The sequence below is a fragment of the Bradyrhizobium glycinis genome (assembly GCF_016031655.1).
In the GTDB taxonomy this organism is placed as follows: domain Bacteria; phylum Pseudomonadota; class Alphaproteobacteria; order Rhizobiales; family Xanthobacteraceae; genus Bradyrhizobium; species Bradyrhizobium glycinis.
Genome location: NZ_JACCHQ010000013.1, coordinates 18,131 through 36,718 on the forward strand (window position 1 = coordinate 18,131; position 18,588 = coordinate 36,718).

15 protein-coding genes are annotated in these 18,588 nt (G+C 65.2%); 9 read left to right on the forward strand and 6 right to left on the reverse strand.

Annotated elements, in window-relative coordinates; translation table 11 throughout:
• Positions 1 to 68 precede the first annotated feature (68 nt).
• The 3 genes from HZZ16_RS19400 to HZZ16_RS19410 all read left to right on the forward strand — a co-directional run bounded on the left by HZZ16_RS19400 (position 69) and on the right by HZZ16_RS19410 (position 2,881).
• A complete protein-coding gene (locus HZZ16_RS19400; protein ID WP_197950652.1) occupies positions 69 to 1,004 on the forward strand; it encodes a transporter substrate-binding domain-containing protein in 936 nt (311 codons plus the stop codon).
• Between the two features lie 192 nt (positions 1,005 to 1,196).
• Entirely contained in the window at positions 1,197 to 2,114 is a 918-nt protein-coding gene (locus HZZ16_RS19405; protein ID WP_197950654.1) for a sulfite exporter TauE/SafE family protein, read from the forward strand.
• A complete protein-coding gene (locus tag HZZ16_RS19410) occupies positions 2,111 to 2,881 on the forward strand; it encodes a TIGR02186 family protein (RefSeq protein ID WP_197950656.1) in 771 nt (256 codons plus the stop codon). The genes HZZ16_RS19405 and HZZ16_RS19410 overlap by 4 nt, the downstream gene beginning before the upstream one ends.
• Before the next feature lie 114 nt (positions 2,882 to 2,995).
• On the opposite strand, the gene HZZ16_RS19415 is transcribed toward HZZ16_RS19410, so the two are convergent.
• Positions 2,996 to 3,769, reverse strand: a complete 774-nt coding sequence (locus tag HZZ16_RS19415; protein WP_197950658.1) for an MBL fold metallo-hydrolase — start codon at positions 3,767 to 3,769, stop codon at positions 2,996 to 2,998.
• 12 nt (positions 3,770 to 3,781) lie between these two features.
• Positions 3,782 to 4,693, reverse strand: a complete 912-nt coding sequence (locus tag HZZ16_RS19420) for a DMT family transporter (protein WP_197950660.1) — start codon at positions 4,691 to 4,693, stop codon at positions 3,782 to 3,784.
• Positions 4,694 to 4,804: 111 nt separating this feature from the next.
• On the opposite strand from HZZ16_RS19420, the gene HZZ16_RS19425 reads away from it, so the two are divergent.
• Positions 4,805 to 5,668, forward strand: coding sequence for a LysR family transcriptional regulator (locus HZZ16_RS19425; protein WP_197950662.1), 864 nt, complete (start codon positions 4,805 to 4,807; stop codon positions 5,666 to 5,668).
• Between the two features lie 22 nt (positions 5,669 to 5,690).
• Here the strand turns inward: HZZ16_RS19425 and HZZ16_RS19430 are convergent, their stop codons facing one another.
• Complete coding sequence (locus HZZ16_RS19430) at positions 5,691 to 5,924, reverse strand: hypothetical protein (protein ID WP_197950664.1); 234 nt, start codon at positions 5,922 to 5,924, stop codon at positions 5,691 to 5,693.
• Positions 5,925 to 6,129: 205 nt separating this feature from the next.
• Between HZZ16_RS19430 and HZZ16_RS19435 the strand changes: the two genes are divergently transcribed.
• A complete protein-coding gene (locus tag HZZ16_RS19435; RefSeq protein WP_197950667.1) occupies positions 6,130 to 8,646 on the forward strand; it encodes a glycogen/starch/alpha-glucan phosphorylase in 2,517 nt (838 codons plus the stop codon).
• Positions 8,647 to 8,813: 167 nt separating this feature from the next.
• Positions 8,814 to 9,629, forward strand: a complete 816-nt coding sequence (locus tag HZZ16_RS19440; protein ID WP_197950669.1) for an acyl-CoA thioesterase — start codon at positions 8,814 to 8,816, stop codon at positions 9,627 to 9,629.
• A 203-nt stretch (positions 9,630 to 9,832) separates the two neighbouring features.
• Here the strand turns inward: HZZ16_RS19440 and HZZ16_RS19445 are convergent, their stop codons facing one another.
• The 3 genes from HZZ16_RS19445 to HZZ16_RS19455 form a co-directional block, all read right to left on the reverse strand.
• A complete protein-coding gene (locus HZZ16_RS19445; protein ID WP_197950671.1) occupies positions 9,833 to 11,449 on the reverse strand; it encodes a phosphoenolpyruvate carboxykinase in 1,617 nt (538 codons plus the stop codon).
• A gap of 285 nt (positions 11,450 to 11,734) precedes the next feature.
• Complete coding sequence (locus HZZ16_RS19450) at positions 11,735 to 14,329, reverse strand: CHAT domain-containing tetratricopeptide repeat protein (RefSeq protein ID WP_197950673.1); 2,595 nt, start codon at positions 14,327 to 14,329, stop codon at positions 11,735 to 11,737.
• A gap of 64 nt (positions 14,330 to 14,393) precedes the next feature.
• Entirely contained in the window at positions 14,394 to 15,143 is a 750-nt protein-coding gene (locus tag HZZ16_RS19455; RefSeq protein WP_197950676.1) for a HugZ family pyridoxamine 5'-phosphate oxidase, read from the reverse strand.
• 241 nt (positions 15,144 to 15,384) lie between these two features.
• On the opposite strand from HZZ16_RS19455, the gene HZZ16_RS19460 reads away from it, so the two are divergent.
• The 3 genes from HZZ16_RS19460 to HZZ16_RS19470 all read left to right on the forward strand — a co-directional run bounded on the left by HZZ16_RS19460 (position 15,385) and on the right by HZZ16_RS19470 (position 18,516).
• The gene (locus HZZ16_RS19460; RefSeq protein WP_008542552.1) at positions 15,385 to 16,086 is read left to right on the forward strand and encodes a response regulator transcription factor; all 702 of its coding nucleotides are present in this window, start codon (positions 15,385 to 15,387) and stop codon (positions 16,084 to 16,086) included.
• A gap of 112 nt (positions 16,087 to 16,198) precedes the next feature.
• Positions 16,199 to 17,995 carry a sensor histidine kinase gene (locus HZZ16_RS19465; RefSeq protein WP_197950678.1) on the forward strand — a complete coding sequence of 599 codons (1,797 nt, stop codon included), beginning with the start codon at positions 16,199 to 16,201 and terminating at the stop codon, positions 17,993 to 17,995.
• Positions 17,992 to 18,516 carry an HPr kinase/phosphorylase gene (locus HZZ16_RS19470; protein WP_197950680.1) on the forward strand — a complete coding sequence of 175 codons (525 nt, stop codon included), beginning with the start codon at positions 17,992 to 17,994 and terminating at the stop codon, positions 18,514 to 18,516. The genes HZZ16_RS19465 and HZZ16_RS19470 overlap by 4 nt, the downstream gene beginning before the upstream one ends.
• Positions 18,517 to 18,588: the final 72 nt, after the last annotated feature.

The window sequence follows — 18,588 nt, forward strand, 5'->3', positions numbered from 1 at the left end:
GCGCTCGCGTTCCCGGGCGGATGGTCTATAAGGCCCTCCGATCCCGACGAAATTCATTCCTTCGGCCGATGGCTCCATCGCAACAGGCGAAATCGTTCAGATCTGTCCGTGGCTTGCTGGCAGGGCTGGCTGCCGGCCTTTGCCTGCTCGGCGGCCTCACCGAGGCGAACGCGCAAGGCCCCGCCAAGCGGCCTCCGGCAGCGTCACAGACCACCCCTCAGGCCGCGCCCCAGGCTGCCCCGCAGGCCGTGCCCGGGTTCTGGGACCCGCGCCGGCGGCCGGAGCGGCCGGACCTGTCGCGCCTGACCGTGATCCGCTTCCTGACCGAGACCGATTATCCGCCGTTCAACTTCACCGGCGCCGACGGCAATCCGGCCGGCTTCAACGTCGACTTTGCCCGCGCGCTTTGCGAGGAGATCAAGGTCACCTGCACCGTGCAGATGCGGCGTTTCGAGACGCTGGTGGATGCGCTCACCTCCAATCGGGGCGATGCCATCATCGCCTCCATGGCAGTGAGCCCGCAGCTGCGCGCCCGCGTCGACTTCACCGATCCCTATTACCGCGTGCCGGCGCGCTTCGTCTCGCGCAAGGATGCGGTGATGCCGGAGATCCGCCCCGAATATCTCGAGGGCAAGAAGGTCGGCGTCATCGCCGGCTCCGCGCACGAGGCATATCTCAAGGCGATGTTCACCGACGCCGAGCTGCACGCCTATCCCAGTGACGATGCGGTGCGCGCAGCTCTGCGCAGGGGTGAGGTCGACTTCATCTTTGGCGACGCCATCTCGCTGGCGTTCTGGATCAACGGTACGGATTCGGCCGATTGCTGCGCCTTCTCCGGCGGTCCGTTCGTCGAGAGCCGTTTCTTCGGCGAGGGCATCGGCATCGCCGTGCGCAAGGGCAACGACGTGCTGCGCCAGGCCCTGAACTGGGCGATGTTCCGGATCTGGGAAAAAGGCCGCTACACCGATCTCTGGCTACGGTATTTCTCGGTCAGTCCGTTCTGATTTTTCGCCTCTCCCCGCTGTGGCAGGTGAGCGGGGACGATCGCATCACGCGCGCGTCACACCCATTCACCACGCTCGCAATTCCCGGTCCCGCCCGCCAGCGAATTCCGCTATTGAGGGACGCGGCAATCGTTCCGTCCTTTCCGCGAGCATTCCGCGTTCGTCGACCCGTCTCGCCGGTGCGCAGGTTCAATGCAGCTTTACCTCCCCATCGCCGATCTTCCCGTCAACGTGTTCCTGGTGCTCGCCATGGGCGCGGCGGTCGGCTTCGTCTCGGGCATGTTCGGAATCGGCGGCGGCTTTCTGATGACGCCGCTTTTGATCTTCATCGGCATCACGCCGGCGGTCGCGGTGGCTTCCGTGGCGAGCCACATCGCGGCGTCCTCCTTTTCCGGCGCCCTCTCCTATTGGCGGCGACGCGCGATCGATCCGGCGCTGGCGAGCGTCTTGTTATGCGGCGGCGTGACCGGCACGACGCTCGGCGTCTGGACCTTCACTCAGCTGCGCGCGCTCGGCCAGCTTGACCTGATGATCGCGCTCTCCTACGTCGTGCTGCTCACCACGGTCGGCAGCCTGATGTTCTCGGAAGGATTACGCGCCTTGATGCGGACCCGGCGCGGGGCGCTGCCGCCGCGCCGCACCCACAACTGGATCCACGGCCTGCCGCTGAAGATGCGGTTCAAGCGCTCGAAGATCTATCTCTCTGTCATCCCTGTGGTGATCGTCGGCATCATGATCGGCTTCCTCGGCGCCATCATGGGAATCGGCGGCGGCTTCATCCTGGTGCCGATCATGATCTATCTCTTGAGGGTACCGACCTCGACGGTGATCGGGACCTCGATGGTCCTCACCCTCGTCACCATGCTGTTCGCGACCATGCTGCACGCGGCGACCAATCACCTGGTCGATGCCGTGCTGGCGCTGATCCTGATGGTCGGCGGCGTCACCGGCGCGCAGTTCGGCGCTCGTGCCGGCCAGAAGATCCGCGGCGAGCAGCTGCGGCTGCTGCTGGGCTTGCTCATCCTCTCGGTCGGAATCCGCTTCGCGATCGAGCTGGTGATCCAGCCCTCGGATCTCTTCACCATCCGTGAGCTCGGAGTGAGCGGATGAGGCGCACACTTCTCGCCATCCTCCTCGTCCTGCTGCTCGGCGATGCTGCGCGGGCCGAGCGGCTGATCGTGTCGGTCTCGAACCACCGCGTCACGGTGACGCCGAACTATTCCGGCGAGGAGCTGGTGCTGTTCGGCTCGGTCGAGAAGGACACGACGACGCCCGCGGACCGCACGCCCTACGATCTCGTCGTCACCGTGATGGGTCCGCGCGCCGACATGGTGACGCGGCGGAAGGAGCGTACCTTCGGCATCTGGATCAACACCGACTACCGGCAGTTCCTGCAGGTGCCGAGCTATCTCGCGCTGTTCGCCAACCGCCCGTTCGACGCCATCACCTCGCCCGAGATCGCGCGGCGGCAGCAGATCGGGCTCAACAACGTGCTGCTGACCCAGCGGGTCAGCGGCGACTTTGCCGACGTGGTGCCGAACGATGCGTTCCGCTCGGCCTTCATTCGCTTGCGCACCCAGCGTGGGCTTTATCGCGAAGACGGAAGCGCGGTGACGTTCCTGACCCCGACGCTGTTCCGCACCGGCATTCCGCTGCCCGCGGAGGTGCCGATCGGTACCTATGAGATCGAGATCAAGCTGTTCGCCAACGGTGCGTTCATCGGCAAGACCGAGACCGCGTTCGAGATCGTCAAGGTCGGCTTCGAGCAGTTCGTCGCGACCACCGCCCGGCAGAACGGCCTGATCTACGGCCTCGCCACGGTGGCGATGGCGCTGATGACGGGGTGGATGGCCTCGATCGTGTTCAGGAAGGACTAGCGGCTGTCATTCCGGGGCGCGCGTAGCGCGAGCCGGAATCCATCTCTCCGCAGAGTTGGTGGCCCGATGGATTCCGGGCTCGACGCTTTGCGTCGCCCCGGAATGACGGCAGGGCTACGCCGCCTCGATCACCGTCCGCACGCCTGGCTCCAGCAGGCGCAGCCGCGGGCCGAAGCCGAGCGCGTCGAAGGTCTTGCGCAAATCCTCGCTGTTCTGGCGGAAATGTGCCCAGCCTTCGGTATGCAGCGGCACGATCATGGCATCGGGAAAGGCGCGCGCGGTCTCGATGGTGTCGTTGGTGTCCATGGTGAGATGGAACGGCCCGCGCGTTTGCGCCGCGCCCGCGAAGGGCAGCACCACGCCGCACTTGAAGCGGCGCGCGACCTCGGCGACGCCGTCAAACCAGGTGGTGTCGCCGCTGATATAGACCGGACGCGTATCCTTGCGGCTCGACGACACCACGAAGCCGATGACATCGCCCGACAGCGGCTCGATACCGGCCGGTCCGTGGCGCGCTGGCGTCGCGGTGATCGTGAGGATGTTGCCCTTGCCATCGTCAAGACGGGCACTGGCCCAGGGCGCAAGGCCCTCGACATGTCCGCCAAGGCGCTTTGCGCCCGCCTCGGTCGTCAGCACGCGCTTGACCTTGAATAGATAGTCGCGGCCGGAATTATCCAGATTGTCGGAGTGCTGGTCGTGGCTGAGCAGCACTGCATCGACCGGGCCGATCGCATCAGGCCTCATGGCAGGCCCGATCGTCTTCTCCAGCTTCACATGCGGGAGTTGATAGGTACCGGGCGCATCGAAGGTCGGATCGGTGAGCAGGCGGAAGCCATCGATCTCCATCAGCGCGGTGGGGCCGCCGATCAGTGTGATGGAAACGGACATGATGTACTCCTGTTATGAGGCAGGCTTCGCCGGCCGCGTCACCAGATAGATGCCGAGCGCGACCGGAATGATGCCGAGCAGGTCGCGCGCCTCGATGTGCTCGCCGAGCACGAGGAACGCGAACAGCATGCCAAGCGGCGGCATCAGGAAATGATAGGCACTGGCGGCGGTGGCGCCACACGTCTTCAAGAGATGAAACCAGAGCCAATAGGCGAGGATCGAGCCGCCGAGCACGAGGAAAGCAAAGGCGCCGATCAGGCTCGGCGTATAGTCGATCGCGTCGACATCGACGAAAATGAGCGCGACCGGCGCGAGCGCGATGCCGGCAGCGAGGTTCTGCACGCCATTGCCGATCCACAGCGATCCCTTCGGCGCCAGCAGCTTGAACAGGATGGTGCCTGCCACGATGGAAGCGAGCGAGGCCAGCGTGAAGACGATGCCGTGCAGGGAATCGGTGCCGACCGACAGGCGGTGCCAGACGATCGCGGTCACGCCGATGATGCCGAGCAGGAGGCCGCTCGCCTTGCGCCAGGTCATGCCTTCGCCGAGCAGAAGCGCGGCGAGCGCCGCCGTGAACACGGGATTGGCGGAGACGATCAGGCCGCCGAGACCGGCGGAGACGGATTGCAGGCCGGTATAGCCGAGCCCGAGATAAAGCGCGTTGTTGGCGATGCCGAGCACCGCGAAGATCGCGGCATCGCGCCACGACAAGGACCAGGCTTCGCCGCGGATCAACGTGGCACCCAGGATCAGGATGCCCGCGAGCGAGAAGCGCGCCGCGAGCAGGATCAGCGGCGGGCAATGGGTGACGCCGATCTTGCCGGCGACGAAGGCGTAGCTCCAGAGCAGGCAGAACAGGCCGATCGCAAGCGGCAACGTGTTGAAGCGGCTGCGGGGGGCTGGAAGCGAGCTGGCGAGCGACATGAGGGCATTCTCGGATGTTCTTTCTTCTGGCCTTCGATCTAGGTGTGCCGCTTGTCATTTGGAAATTAAATGATTAACTCGATACAAGTTGATTTTCGAATGGAGACGGCCATGCTCGATCTCGAGCTCCTGCGCAGCTTCGTCTCTGTGGTCGAGGCCGGCGGCTTCACCCGCGCTGGCGAACGCGTCCACCGCACGCAATCGACCGTGAGCCAGCAGATCAAGCGGCTGGAGGAGGATGTCGGTCAGGTGCTGCTGCACCGCGACGGCAAGGAGGTGCGTCCAACCGAGGCCGGCGAGCGGCTGCTGTCCTATGCGCGGCGGTTGCTCTCGCTGGCCGAGGAGGCGCGCGACGTGTTGCGCCAGCCTGATAGCGAAGGCGCGATCCGGCTCGGCATCCCCGAGGACTTTGCGGCCTATCGGTTGGCAAAACTGCTGGGCGCATTCTCGCGCTCGCATCCGGGATTGCGGCTGGACGTGCGCGCCGACCAGAGCAAGCATCTCGCCCGCGATCTCGGACGCGGCGAGCTTGATCTTGCGCTGTACAAGCGCGAAGCCGGCGCGAAGGACGCGATCGCCGTGTGGCCGGAGCGGGTGCACTGGGTCACCAGCAAGAGCCATCCGGTCAACGTCAACGTGCCGTCGGTGCCGCTGATCGGCTTTCCGCTCGGCTGCATCTATCGCGCCGGCGCTATCCACGCGCTGGAAAGCGCGGGCCGCGCCTGGCACACCGCCTACACCTCATCGAGCCTCGCCGGCATCCAGGCAGCGGTCGCGGCCGGCATGGGCCTCAGCATCCTGTCGGAGATGGCGATCCAGTCCGACCACCGCGTGTTGACGGCGAAGGACGGCTTTGCGCCGATCAACAGGACCGAGGTGGCACTAATGGCTTCGCCGGATGCGAGCCCGGCGACGCTCCGGCTTGCGGACCGTCTCGCAGAGTTTTGCGATGCGGTGCAAAGCAAGGCGGCTTGAGCTCGCCGGCCCCCGACGGCTCTCAATTTGCTGCGGACATCAATTTGCCACCGCACGCGCTTGCATAGAACTTGCCGCCGCATTGGCGCTTGATCGCAGCGCAGCGGGCTGCGGGCGACGCATTCTGCGGCACCGTAAAGCCACAACTGAGCCCGTCGGCGCTGCGACCGGTTTTGCCGGCGGCAAACGCTGCGCTGGTGGCGCTGATGCAGATGACGAGCAGGGCCGCAGTGGCGATTTCGATCAGCAGTCTCACGGGTCCTCTCCTCCACACTGATGGCTGAATCTTTCGTAATCTAGCACCGAATCCGGGCTTCTCCGTGCTCCTCCGGGTTCCCAACTCGGCCCATTCCTTGCATAAATTTGCGCCAGCGCAGTGCACGGCCACACGGGCGACGGTTCCGGTGCAAGGGCAGGACGCGTAGATTGGTGAGAGCTCTTCGACCTAGGAAGTGACGGCTTTGCAGGATTCATCGTTCCAGCCCAGTTTTCCCGCCCCCGGGCAGCCCATCGACGAACTCGCGCTGGCCGAGATCAAGGGCGCAATCCTGGCAAAGCTGCGCCTTGCCATCGGCAAGGACACTGGCATGGCGACCAGGCACGATTGGTATCAGGCCGCGGCGCTCGCGCTGCGCGACCGCATCGTGCATCGCTGGCTCACGGCCGAGAAGCACAGCTACGACGCGGGCCGCAAGCGGGTTTACTATCTCTCGCTCGAATTCCTGATCGGCCGGCTCTTCACCGACGCGCTCAACAACATGGGCCTGCTCAAGATCTTCGAGGTCGCGCTCGGCGATCTCGGCGTCTCGCTGCCGGAGCTGCGCAAATGCGAGCCGGATGCGGCGCTCGGCAATGGCGGCCTCGGCCGGCTTGCCGCCTGCTTCATGGAGAGCATGGCGACGCTGTCGATCCCCGCGATCGGCTACGGCATCCGCTACGATTACGGCCTGTTCCGCCAGATCATCAATCAGGGCTGGCAGCAGGAATATCCGGACGAATGGCTGAGCTTCGGCAATCCCTGGGAATTGCAGCGGCCCGAGGTGATCTACGACGTCTATTTCGGCGGCGGCGTCGAGCATGTCGATGACAAGGGCCGCGACCGCGCGATCTGGCACCCGGGCGAGACCGTGCAGGCGATCGCCTATGACACGCCGATCGTCGGTTGGCGCGGCCAGCACGTCAACGCGCTGCGGCTGTGGTCGGCGCGCTCGCCCGATCCGCTCAAGCTCGATGCCTTCAACAAAGGCGATTATGTCAGCGCCAGCGCCGAGCAGGCGCGCGCGGAGGCGATCTGCAAATTCCTCTATCCGAACGATGAAAGCCCGGCGGGCCGCGAGCTGCGGCTGCGCCAGGAATATTTCTTCGTCTCCGCTTCGCTCCAGGATCTGGTCAAGCGGCATCTGTCGTCCGACGGCCAGCTGCGCAGCCTGGCGAACAAGGTCGCGGTGCAGCTCAACGACACCCATCCGAGCCTTGCCGTCACCGAGCTGATGCGCATCCTCGTCGACCTCCACAATTTCCGCTGGGACGAGGCCTGGAAGATCACGGTCGCCACCCTCTCCTACACCAACCACACGCTGCTGCCGGAGGCGCTGGAGACGTGGCCGGTCGAGCTGTTCGAGCGGCTGTTACCCCGGCATCTGGAGATCATCTACCGCATCAACGTGCAGCATCTGGCGCTCGCCGAAGCGCGCTGCCCCGGCGATATCGACTTCCGCGCCTCGGTCTCGCTGATCGACGAGAAGAGCGGCCGCCGCGTGCGCATGGGCCAGCTCGCCTTCGTCGGCTCGCACCGCATCAACGGGGTCTCGGCGATGCATTCGGACCTGATGCGCGAGACCGTGTTCCACGACCTCAACCATCTCTATCCCGGTCGCATCACCAACAAGACCAACGGCATCACCTTCCGACGCTGGCTGATGCTGGCGAACCCGAAGCTGACCGATTTGTTGCGCGAGACCTGCGGCGAGGCCGTGCTTGACGATCCGTCCCAGCTCTCGCTGATCGAGGCGCGCGCCAGCGACGTCGAGTTCCAAAAGAAATTCCGCAGCGTCAAGCACCACAACAAGGCGCAGCTCGCCCGCCTGATCGGCGAACGGCTCGGCATCAGGGTTGATCCGAGCGCATTGTTCGACGTGCAGATCAAGCGCATCCACGAGTACAAGCGCCAGCTGCTCAACATCATCGAGACGGTCGCGCTGTACCAGGCCATCAAGGACGAGCCCAACGGCAATTGGGTGCCGCGGGTGAAGATCTTCGCCGGCAAGGCGGCGGCGAGCTATCGCTATGCCAAGCTGATCATCAAGCTGATCAACGACGTCGCCGACATCGTCAACAACGATCCCGCGATCGGCGGCAAGCTCAAGGTGGTGTTCCTGCCCGACTACAATGTCAGCCTCGCCGAGGTGATCATTCCCGCCGCCGATCTGTCAGAGCAGATCTCGACCGCGGGCATGGAAGCCTCCGGCACCGGCAACATGAAGCTGGCGCTGAACGGGGCCATCACCATCGGCACGCTCGACGGCGCCAATATCGAGATCCGCGACCATGTCGGCGCGGAGAACATCGCGATCTTCGGCATGGAGGCCGGCGACGTGATGATCCGGCGCAAGCAGGGGCTGGATGCTTCCGACGTGATCCGCAAGTCGCCGAAGCTGCAACGCGCCATCGACGCGATCGGCGCCGGCGAGTTCTCGCCCGGCGATCCCGGCCGCTTCGAATCCATCGCGCACGCGCTGCGCTATCTCGACCATTACATGGTCAGCGCCGATTTCGATTCCTACTACGAGGCGCAGCGCGCTGTCGACGCGCGCTGGCAGGTGACGCCGGCCTGGACGCGCGCCTCGATCCTCAACGTGGCGCGGATGGCCTGGTTCTCCTCGGACCGCACCATCCGCGAATATGCCGAGGAGATCTGGAACGTGCCGGTCAATCCCACCACGCCGCTGCTGCCGAACCTGCGCGACGCCGCGGGCTGATTTTCCGCGAGATGGAAGCGGCATTACCCGATACGTAATTGCACATGCCAGCGATGGCTGTGATAGGACGACCGTCATTCCGGGGCGGCTCGCAGAGCCGAACCCGGAATCTCGAGATTCCGGGTTCGATGCTGCGCATCGCCCCGGGATGACAGACGGGAACACAAATGCACGCCAAGCTTCTGCACCCCTTCGACGAAGCCACGCGCGTCACTGCCGGTGACAGCAGCTGGCAGGGACACACCAGCGACGATTACTGGGCCTTTGTCGGCCCGTTCGGCGGCGCCACCGCCGCGACCATTTTGCGCGCGCTGATCGAGCATCCGCAAGCCGCCGGCGATCCGCTCGCGCTCACCGTCAATTTCTGCGCGCCGATCGCCAAGGGTCCGTTCGATCTCGACGTGCGCCTCGTGAAGGCTAACCGATCCAGCCAGCATTGGAGCGTCGAGCTCAGCCAGGGCGGCGGCGAGGTCGCAACGCTCGCCACTGCGGTGTTCGCCGAGCGGCGCCCGTCCTGGGAGCACAGGGTGGCGCAATATCCGGATGCAACGCCGTTCGAGGAGACGCTGCCGTTCCCGAAGATCTCGGCATCCTGGGCTAACCAGTACGAATTCCGCTTCGTCGAGGGCGAGATGCGGATCGGCCCGCCGCAGACCGAGCCCGCCAGCACTTACTCGAAGATCTGGATCAGCGACCGCACGCCGCGCAAGCTCGACCTGCTCTCGCTGATGTCGATGTCGGACGCCTTCTTCGGCCGCATCTTCCACGCCCGCCGCGAGCTGGTGCCGTTTGGCACGGTGTCGCTGACGACCTATTTCCATACCGACGCCGAGGAGCTCGCGGCTGAAGACATCACGCGCGTGCTCGCGACGGCGGATTCGAAGATCATGCACAAGAGCTACGCCGACCAGCACGGCGAGCTGTGGTCGCCGAACGGCCGGCTGCTCGCGACCACGACGCAGATCGCGTATTTCAAGGCGTGAGCTTTCTTACCCTCTCCCCTTGTGGGAGAGGGTGGCTCGCCGCGGAGCGGCGAGACGGGTGAGGGGTCTCGATCCTCACGAATAGTCTTGCGGGTGGAGAGAACCCCTCATCCGGCGCCTTCGGCGCCACCTTCTCCCGCAAGGGGAGAAGGAAAGAAAAAAGGCGGCCTCTCGGCCGCCCTTTTGCATTGAAGACAGAGCGTTTACTCCGCCGCGAGCTTCACGTCCGGCGCGGCGGCGCGCACCTCGGCGTCGACCTGGGCTTCGAACTTGGCGAAGTTCTTCTGGAACATGCCGACCAGCGCGCGGGCGGTCTTGTCGAACTCGTCCTTGTCCTTCCAGGTATTGACCGGGTTGAGGATCTCGGACGGCACGCCCGGCAGCGCGGTCGGGACCGCGAAGCCGAAATACTTGTCGGTGCGGAATTCGACGTTGCGAAGCGAGCCGTCGAGCGCGGCGGTGAGCAGCGCGCGCGTCACCTTGATCGGCATGCGCGAGCCGACACCATACTTGCCGCCCGTCCACCCGGTGTTGACCAGCCAGCAATCGACATTGTGCTGGGCGATGAGGTCGCGCAGCATGTTGCCGTAGACGCTGGGGTCGAGCGGGAGGAAGGGCGAGCCGAAGCAGGTCGAGAATTCCGGCTGCGGCTCGTTGCCGAGGCCGCGCTCGGTGCCGGCAACCTTGGCGGTGTAGCCGGAGAGGAAGTGATACATCGCCTGCGCCGGCGAGAGCTTGGCGATCGGCGGCAGCACGCCGAAGGCGTCGGCCGCCAGCATCACCACGTTCTTCGGCTGCGGCGCGCGGCCGGTGCGCGAAGCGTTGGGGATGAAGTCGAGCGGATAGGCCGAACGCGTGTTCTCGGTCTTGGAGCCGTCGTCGAAATCGACGACGCGGGTGTCCTCATCGAGTACGCAGTTCTCGAGCACCGCGCCGAAGCGGGTCGAGGCGGCATAGATCTCGGGCTCGGCTTCCTTCGAGAGCTTGATGCACTTGGCGTAGCAGCCGCCTTCGAAATTGAAGACGCCGTTCGGGCCCCAGCCGTGCTCGTCGTCGCCGATCAGGGTGCGGTTGGGATCGGCCGACAGCGTCGTCTTGCCGGTGCCCGACAGGCCGAAGAAGATCGCGGTGTCGCCCTTGGCGCCGACATTCGCCGAGCAGTGCATCGGCATCACGCCGCGCTCGGGCAGATAATAGTTCAGGGTGGTGAAGACCGACTTCTTCATCTCGCCGGCATAATAAGACCCGCCGATCAGGACGATCTTGCGGGCGAAATCGATCGCGACGACGTTCTCCGAGCGGCAGCCATGGCGTTTAGGGTCGGCGCGGAAGCTCGGCATGTCGATGATGGTGAGCTCCGGCACGAAGGTCGACAGCTCGATCGCCTCGGGGCGGATCAGCAGCGTGCGGATGAAGAGCGAGTGCCAGGCAAGCTCGGTGAAGACGCGCGTCTTGATCCGGTAGGCCGGGTCGGCGCCGCCATAGAGGTCCTGCGCGAACAGGCGCTTGCCTTCGGCGTGCTTGAGGAAGTCCTGATAGAGCGCCTCGAACTGCTCTGCGGTGATCGACTGGTTGCCGGCCCACCACATCTTCTTGTCGGTGGTGGCGTCGCGCACCGTGAACTTGTCCTTCGGACTACGCCCGGTGAACTCGCCCGTATCGGCACAAAGCGCGCCGTCGGCGGAGAGCACCGCCTCACCCCCTGCGAGTGAATATTGATAGAGCTGCGGCGCACCCAGGTTCCAGTGAACCTGCTTGAGATTCTTTAAGCCGAATTTGTCGGCGCCGAAGGCACCGTTGCGCACGCCCGTCTCTTGCACGAAAAAATCCTCCTAGAACCCGCGACACTCAGCGCGGCCAAGTTTGGCGCCGTCGCGCTCACCGTCAATATGGGCCGTTCGGCCTCGGCTGAACGACCTAATACTGGTGAACGCTGGCGTTGCCAAGCTGATCCCGCAGGATTTGGTTTATTCAAGGACCGCGCCAAACGTCGCGCATGTCAGCTCTGAAAGGACGCATCGAGAAAGTGCCGATGATCGCGCAACCAAATGCACGTTTGCGCGTTATGTCCGGTTATTGCGACGCACAATCGCTGCGCCAACGCCCTATTTTACCTCGCCCTCGCCGATCAGCGCGAACGGTCCCCACATCGCGGGATAAGCGTTGCGCGGCAACGAGGCGTCGTCGAGATAGGTTAACATCGCGCGGCGCAAGGCTTCGGCACGACCGAGCTTCGGTTCGTTCTTGAGCAGCTCGAACGTCGATGTGGTCAAGCGGGTCGCAGCCTCCGAATCCACGGCCCAATGCGACACCAGGAGCGCGCGGGCACCTGCATAGAAGAACGAGCGCGCCAATCCCGACAACGCCTCTGCACCGGGCTTGTCGCCCGCGATGGTGTTGCAGGCGGACAGCACAACCCAATCGGCATTGAGCTTGAGCTGGGCCACTTCGCTCGCGGTGAGAAGACCATCGTCGAGCTCCGTCGCCTGGTCGGGGATGGAGAGCGCAAGCGAAGGCTCCCCCAATCCCTTGACGTCGCCGGCAACGAGGCCGTGGGTGGCAAAGTAGATGATGCCGTATTGAGCAAGCGCTGCCCGCTTGAGCGTCGTTTCGCTGGCGTCGCGGCCAAGATGGATGTCGGCCTCGGCAGCGCCGACGTCCCTCGCCACCGCGTTCAATTCATCGGCGGTATCGGGCAGCTGCGGCAGTGCATGCGCCAGCCGCGCACGATCCACGCCTGCGCCGCGCCAGAAGTCGGCATAGGCGGTCGTCGCAATGCTGCGTGCGGCGACCTTGCCGCTAGTGGCGCGCCGGTCGGCAGGCCCTTCGGCTGCAGGGTTGAACACGGGATCGCCGAAACCGGTCATCGGCTTGACGCTTTGATCCCTGCGGGCAAAAGCGCGCAGCGATTTAAGGCTGATCACCGACGGCAGCACCGAAACGGCCTGACGCCGCAGCAGCCAGGCCGCGCCGCGATAGCCTTCGAGCTTATCCGGGATCGCAGCCTGCGGCTTCTCCGTGACCAGCAGATGAAACGGCAATGCAGTCAATGCCGCCGACGGCACGACCAGCAGGTTGCGCTTGTCCTTGGTCAGCGCCTCGACCGGGCCGAGCAGCGCGACATAGAGCTCGTTGGCAAGGCCAAGGTCGAACAATCCCGATTTGCCGGATGCATCGCGCGCCTTGCCGACATCGAGCCCCCTGCGGAAAGCCGTGACCTTCTGTGCAACCGCGTCCGCTCCGAGCGGAATCTCCTTCCAGTCGACGCTCTCGCGCGTGATCGCGACGACATAGCTCCGCCTGTCGACGACGGAATAGATCACCATCGCCTCGTCGGACGCCAGCAGCGGCTGGATGTCCTTCACGGTCAGCGGCAGCGGGTTGGAGAGCGAGGAATAGTCGGGAAACTCGACGGCGAGTGTCTTCTGCAATCCATTGCGCGCGCTCGCGATCGCAGCGATCCGCGCACGGCTGCGCTGCTCGGTCGCGACGTCGCGCTGGGCCGATGGCTTCGACACCGCAGCGATGATCGCCTTGTCGAGCGCTTCGGACTCGGCGGCGAGATCCTGATCCTTGCGCACGAGCTCGGCGAGCCGGTCGCTGCCGGCGGCGAGCCGCACCGCGAGCTTGTTCACGGCGGAAGCGGCAGAGGATTGCGTCCCGCGCTGGATCGCACCGAGCGCATCGTCGAGCGCCTTTTCGTTCGCCAGCAGCGATTGCTGCCGCGCCGCGAACAGGATTGGCAGCACGACGCGCAGTTGCGCACGATTGGCCGCGAGCGTCTTCTGCGCGAACGGCAGGGCGTCCGCCGTCCGTCCCGCCGCCTGCAGGAAATCGGCGAGATTGCTCGTCGAGATCGCGACATCAGGATGATCGGGCCCGAGCGCACACTCGCGGATCGCCAGCGCGCGGCGATAGAGCGGCTCGGCATCGACATAACGCTGCTGGTGCTGATAGAGCCCGGCGAGATTGTTGAGCGAGCGCGCGACGTCGGGGTGTTCAGGCCCCAGCACCTTTTCACGGATCGCGAGCGAGCGCTTGATCGGCGCTTCGGCATCGGCGTCGCGATCGAGGTCGCGCTCGACCTGTCCGATGTTGTTCAGGACCGTGGCGACCGCGGGATGCTCGGGACCGGCAGCTTTCTGATAGATCGCGAGCGCACGGCGGAACAGCGACTCGGCATCGGCAAAGCGCTCCTGCTTCACATAGAGCGTGGCGAGATTGTTGAGGGCCCGGCCGACATCGGGATGCTCGCGCGACAGGCTCTTTTCGCTGACGGCAAGCGCGCGCTTGAACAGCGGCTCGGCTTCAGCGAAGCGGCCCTGCCGCTGGTACAGCGCGGCCAGGTTGGTCAGCTCGGGCGAGATCAAGGCGGTGTCGAGGCCGAGCGACTTTTCCATCAGCGCGATCGCGCGCTTGTAGACCGGCTCGGCCAGATCGTCGCGGCCCTGCCCGGCATAGACCTGGCCGAGATTGTTGAGCGCGGCCGAAAGCTCGCGCCCGTCATTGCCCTTCTCCAGGCTCGCGACCATGGCCTGCGCCAGGGGCAGCGCTTCCGCATATTTGCCGGCCTGGTTGAGCGCGTTGATCCGCGCCCCCTGCGCGGCGAGATCGCCCTTCTGCGCGAGGGCCGGGGTGGCCAGCAAGGTGGCGATGGCAAGCGCCAGACCCGCCGTCCATGCCAAACGATGACGCGTCATGACCCCTCTCGCGGCGACCCCGAAAATCAGCACAGTCATGGGTCGCGGCGATCGGTAGCGGCGTTCAAGTGGTTGCGCCCTGGTCCATCTTCCTGCGCGCTTCGCCAGCGAGGCGGACCAGCATCTTGCGAAGCGCCGTGCCATCCGTCACCCGCTCCGGGAAGTCCAGCCGCAGCGTGGCCTGGCCGTCCTGCATGTCGAGGCCTTCGGGATCACAGCCGGTGCAGCGCCAGTCGCCCTCGGCGGCGTCGAGCAGCTTCGTTGCATAGAGATTGAGGGCGTCGCGATGGTCGGCGTTCATGTGCTCGACGGCGCTCGCCTCCGCCGCCAGCAGATCCTCGGCGCCGGTGAGGTCGATCAGGAATTGCTCGGGCTTGAGGTCGACGATCCGGCCGAAGCCGGCGACCAGATGGGTTCCCGTGGGCCGGATCAGGAAGAAGGAGAAATCCTTAAACGAAACAAAGCCTTCTGCTGAGGGATGGGCACTAAGATACCGCCGCTGGATTAGATCCCTGGCGGAATCGGCCTCCTCGGCACGGCCGGACAGCATGATCCGAGCGCCTTCCAGCGGATCGCCCGCCGCCCGCTCGTCCAGCATTAGCGAGACCCTGGAGTCCGCGAGGATGTTCTTGGTGTGCACGGCGAGGCGCGAGATCAACAGGATCGGCGAGCCGTCGGGATGGCTGGCCAGATTGACCAGGGAACAATAGGGATCGCCGCTGCCGGCCATCAGCGTCGCCAGAGCCCCCTGCCGGGACCGCCTCAGCAATGATTTGGCGAGCTTTGCGGGGTCGAAATCGGGGGTCGGTTGCATCGGCTTTCTCGGCTCAGGTGGTTGCAAGGAGGGCCTTTTTTCGGGTAAACGGGGGCCCGGTTATGGGTCGAGATGCGGCGAATCTGCCGTGTTTCGTGGAACTTGGTCACACTTCAGCCCAGCTTGCATTGCTCGGTGACAAGGTTCGAACGCCACGTCGGCACCCATGTATGCGGCGCATCACTGATTGCTCGCCGTTTCAAGCCACGACCCAAACGGAAAGCAGAAAGCAGAGAGGCTCATGCCCACAATCGCTTTGGTCGACGACGACCGCAACATTCTCACATCCGTCTCGATCGCGCTGGAAGCCGAAGGCTACCGTATCATGACCTACACCGACGGTGCCTCCGCACTCGACGGTTTCCGCACCACCCAGCCCGATCTCGCCATCCTCGACATCAAGATGCCGCGCATGGACGGCATGGAGACGTTGCGCCGTCTCAGGCAGAAGTCCGACCTGCCGGTGATCTTCCTCACCTCCAAGGACGAGGAGATCGACGAGCTGTTCGGCCTCAAGATGGGCGCAGACGACTTCATCCGCAAACCGTTCTCGCAGCGTCTGCTGGTCGAGCGCGTCAAGGCGGTGCTGCGGCGCTCGGCGCCGAAGGACCCGACCGTCGCGCCGAAGGAGAACGACGCCAAGGCGCTCGACCGCGGCCTGCTGCGCATGGACCCCGAGCGCCATACCTGCACCTGGAAGAACGAGCCGGTAACGCTCACCGTGACCGAATTCCTGATCCTGCAGGCGCTCGCGACCCGGCCCGGCGTGGTGAAGAGCCGCAACGCGCTGATGGACGCCGCCTATGACGACCAGGTCTATGTCGACGACCGCACCATCGACAGCCACATCAAGCGGCTGCGCAAGAAGTTCAAGGTGGTCGACAACGAGTTCGAGATGATCGAGACGCTCTACGGCGTCGGCTACCGTTTCAAGGAAGCCTGAGGCGCCCCCTCCACGGCGATCGAGAGCATCTCCGGTTCTCGTTCCATCGGGACGAGGATCGCTCTAGGATGCGGGGACCTTCGCACGGGCCGTCCTAACGCGGGCGTAAGCATTGCTTGACCGAACGCAGCCTGACCCTAACCAGAGCGCCGGGGATATCGCATCCGACGGCGTTCGGGAGCACGTTGCCGAGGACAAGCCGCAGGGCTTCCGGCCGCTGAACTGGCTGAAACGCGCCGGGCAGTTCTTCTTCGCGCTGTCCTTCTCGAGCCTGACCCGCCGCATCGTCTCGCTCAACCTCGCCGGCCTCGTCGCGCTGGTGGCGAGCATCCTGTACCTGTCGCAATTCCGTGCCGGCCTGATCGACGCGCGCGCCCAGAGCCTCCTGGTCCAGGCCGAGATCATCGCCGGCGCGATCGCGGCCTCTGCCACGGTGCAGACCAACGCCATCACCATCGATCCCGACCGGCTGCTCGACCTCAAGCCGGGCGAGACCTATGGCGGCTCGGATGAGTATTCGCCGCTGGACTTCCCGATCAATCCGGAGCGCGTCGCGCCGGTGCTGCGCACCTTGATCTCGCCGACCAAGACGCGCGCCCGCATCTACGATCCGAACGGCAGCCTGCTGCTCGACAGCCGCAACCTCGAAAACGTGCTGCGCTTTCCGCTGCCGCCGCCGGCCGACAAACCCGGCATCATCGAGCGCGGCAAGGTCGCGGTGCGCACCTGGCTGAACCGCGGCGACCTGCCGCTCTATCGCGAGCTCGGGCCCGAGAACGGCAACGGCTATGCCGAAGTGGGCGACGCCCTCCAGGGCCAGAAACGCTCGATGGTGCGGGTCAATGCACGCGGCGAGGTGATCGTCTCGGTCGCAGTCCCCGTGCTGCGTTCGCGCGCGATCCACGGCGCCTTGATGCTGTCGACGCAAGGCGACGACATCGACCAGATGGTCACCGCCGAGCGCCTCGCCATCCTGAAGGTCGGCGGCGTCGCCGCCGCCGTCATGATCATGCTGTCGCTGCTGCTGGCGAGCACGATCGCAGGTCCCGTGCGCCGGCTCGCCGACAGCGCCGAACGCGTCCGCCGCCGCATCAAGGCCCGGATCGAGATCCCCGATTTCACCCGCCGCCGCGACGAGATCGGCCACCTCTCCGGCGCGCTGCGCGATATGACCAGCGCGCTCTACAGCCGCATCGAGGCGATCGAGATGTTCGCCGCCGACGTTGCCCATGAGTTGAAGAACCCGCTGACCTCGCTGCGCTCGGCGGTCGAGACGCTGCCGCTGGCGCGCAACGAGAACAGCCGCGCGCGACTGCTCGAGGTGATCGAGCACGACGTCAAGCGGCTCGACCGGCTGATCTCCGACATCTCCGACGCCAGCCGGCTCGATGCCGAGCTGCAGCGCCAGGATGCGATCCCGGTCGATTTGCGCCGGCTGCTGACGACGCTGGCCTCCGTCGCCAACGAAACCAAACTCGGCCACGACGTCGCGGTCGAAACGCGGTTCGAAGGCCGCAGCCCGACCGACACATTCGCCGTGAGTGGCCACGATTCGCGGCTCGGACAGGTCGTCTCCAACCTGCTCTCCAACGCGCAATCCTTCTCCGAACCCGGCAGCAAGGTGCGCCTCACCTGTCGGCGCGTGCGCGGCGAGATCGAGATCGTGGTCGACGACGACGGGCCCGGCATTCGCGAGGACGCGCTGGAGCGCATCTTCGAGCGCTTCTACACCGACCGCCCGCATCAGGGCTTTGGCCAGAACTCCGGCCTCGGCCTGTCGATCTCGAAGCAGATCGTCGACGCCCATGGCGGACGGATCTGGGCGGAGAACCGTCCAGGCCCGCCGGACGCCGACGGCACTCCGACAATTGCCGGCGCGCGCTTCGTGGCGAGGCTGCCGGCGCTATGAACGAAGGTGAGCCCAGCGTTCACGCCTCTGCCGTCAAGGTCGGGCCTTTCGCCGTGCTGATCCGCGGGCCCTCAGGGGCCGGCAAGTCGCGACTTGCCTTCGATCTGATCATGGCGGGGCGCTCGGGCGTTGTGGAAAGGGCCGTTCTTGTCGGTGACGACCGTGTCCATCTGGCGACACTCGGCGATGAAATTGAGGTCCGACCCGCGCCTCGTCTGGCGGGCCTGATCGAGATCCGGGGCCTCGGAATCCGCCGCTGCGACTTCGTGGAGCATGCGACCGTCGGTCTCGTGGTCGATCTGGCCGCCTCGGACGCGGAGCGCCTGCCGCCGGCCGAAGCCCTGAAAACCAGCATTTTTGGTGTCGAAATACCGCGAATTCCTGTTGCCCGCGACTATTCGCCCCTTCCTCTGGTTGTTGCGGCCTTGACCACTACCAAGAGTTCATCTTCCGTTAACCCGTCAGGCGATTGTTTGAAGGGAAATGGTAACCATATGAACCCCACTATCGCGACCGAATAGACCGGCGCAGCTCCCCTCATCCATCCGTCTAGATTCAGGGAGATACGCAACATCCCCTCTTGCGCGGGGGCT

Coding starts and splice junctions, on each gene's coding strand:
- HZZ16_RS19400 (WP_197950652.1), top strand. CDS start 69: ATGGCTCCATCGCAACAGGCGAAATCGTTCAGATCTGTCCGTGGCTTG.
- HZZ16_RS19405 (WP_197950654.1), top strand. CDS start 1,197: ATGCAGCTTTACCTCCCCATCGCCGATCTTCCCGTCAACGTGTTCCTG.
- HZZ16_RS19410 (WP_197950656.1), top strand. CDS start 2,111: ATGAGGCGCACACTTCTCGCCATCCTCCTCGTCCTGCTGCTCGGCGAT.
- HZZ16_RS19415 (WP_197950658.1), bottom strand. CDS start 3,769: ATGTCCGTTTCCATCACACTGATCGGCGGCCCCACCGCGCTGATGGAG.
- HZZ16_RS19420 (WP_197950660.1), bottom strand. CDS start 4,693: ATGTCGCTCGCCAGCTCGCTTCCAGCCCCCCGCAGCCGCTTCAACACG.
- HZZ16_RS19425 (WP_197950662.1), top strand. CDS start 4,805: ATGCTCGATCTCGAGCTCCTGCGCAGCTTCGTCTCTGTGGTCGAGGCC.
- HZZ16_RS19440 (WP_197950669.1), top strand. CDS start 8,814: ATGCACGCCAAGCTTCTGCACCCCTTCGACGAAGCCACGCGCGTCACT.
- HZZ16_RS19450 (WP_197950673.1), bottom strand. CDS start 14,329: ATGACGCGTCATCGTTTGGCATGGACGGCGGGTCTGGCGCTTGCCATC.
- HZZ16_RS19455 (WP_197950676.1), bottom strand. CDS start 15,143: ATGCAACCGACCCCCGATTTCGACCCCGCAAAGCTCGCCAAATCATTG.
- HZZ16_RS19460 (WP_008542552.1), top strand. CDS start 15,385: ATGCCCACAATCGCTTTGGTCGACGACGACCGCAACATTCTCACATCC.
- HZZ16_RS19470 (WP_197950680.1), top strand. CDS start 17,992: ATGAACGAAGGTGAGCCCAGCGTTCACGCCTCTGCCGTCAAGGTCGGG.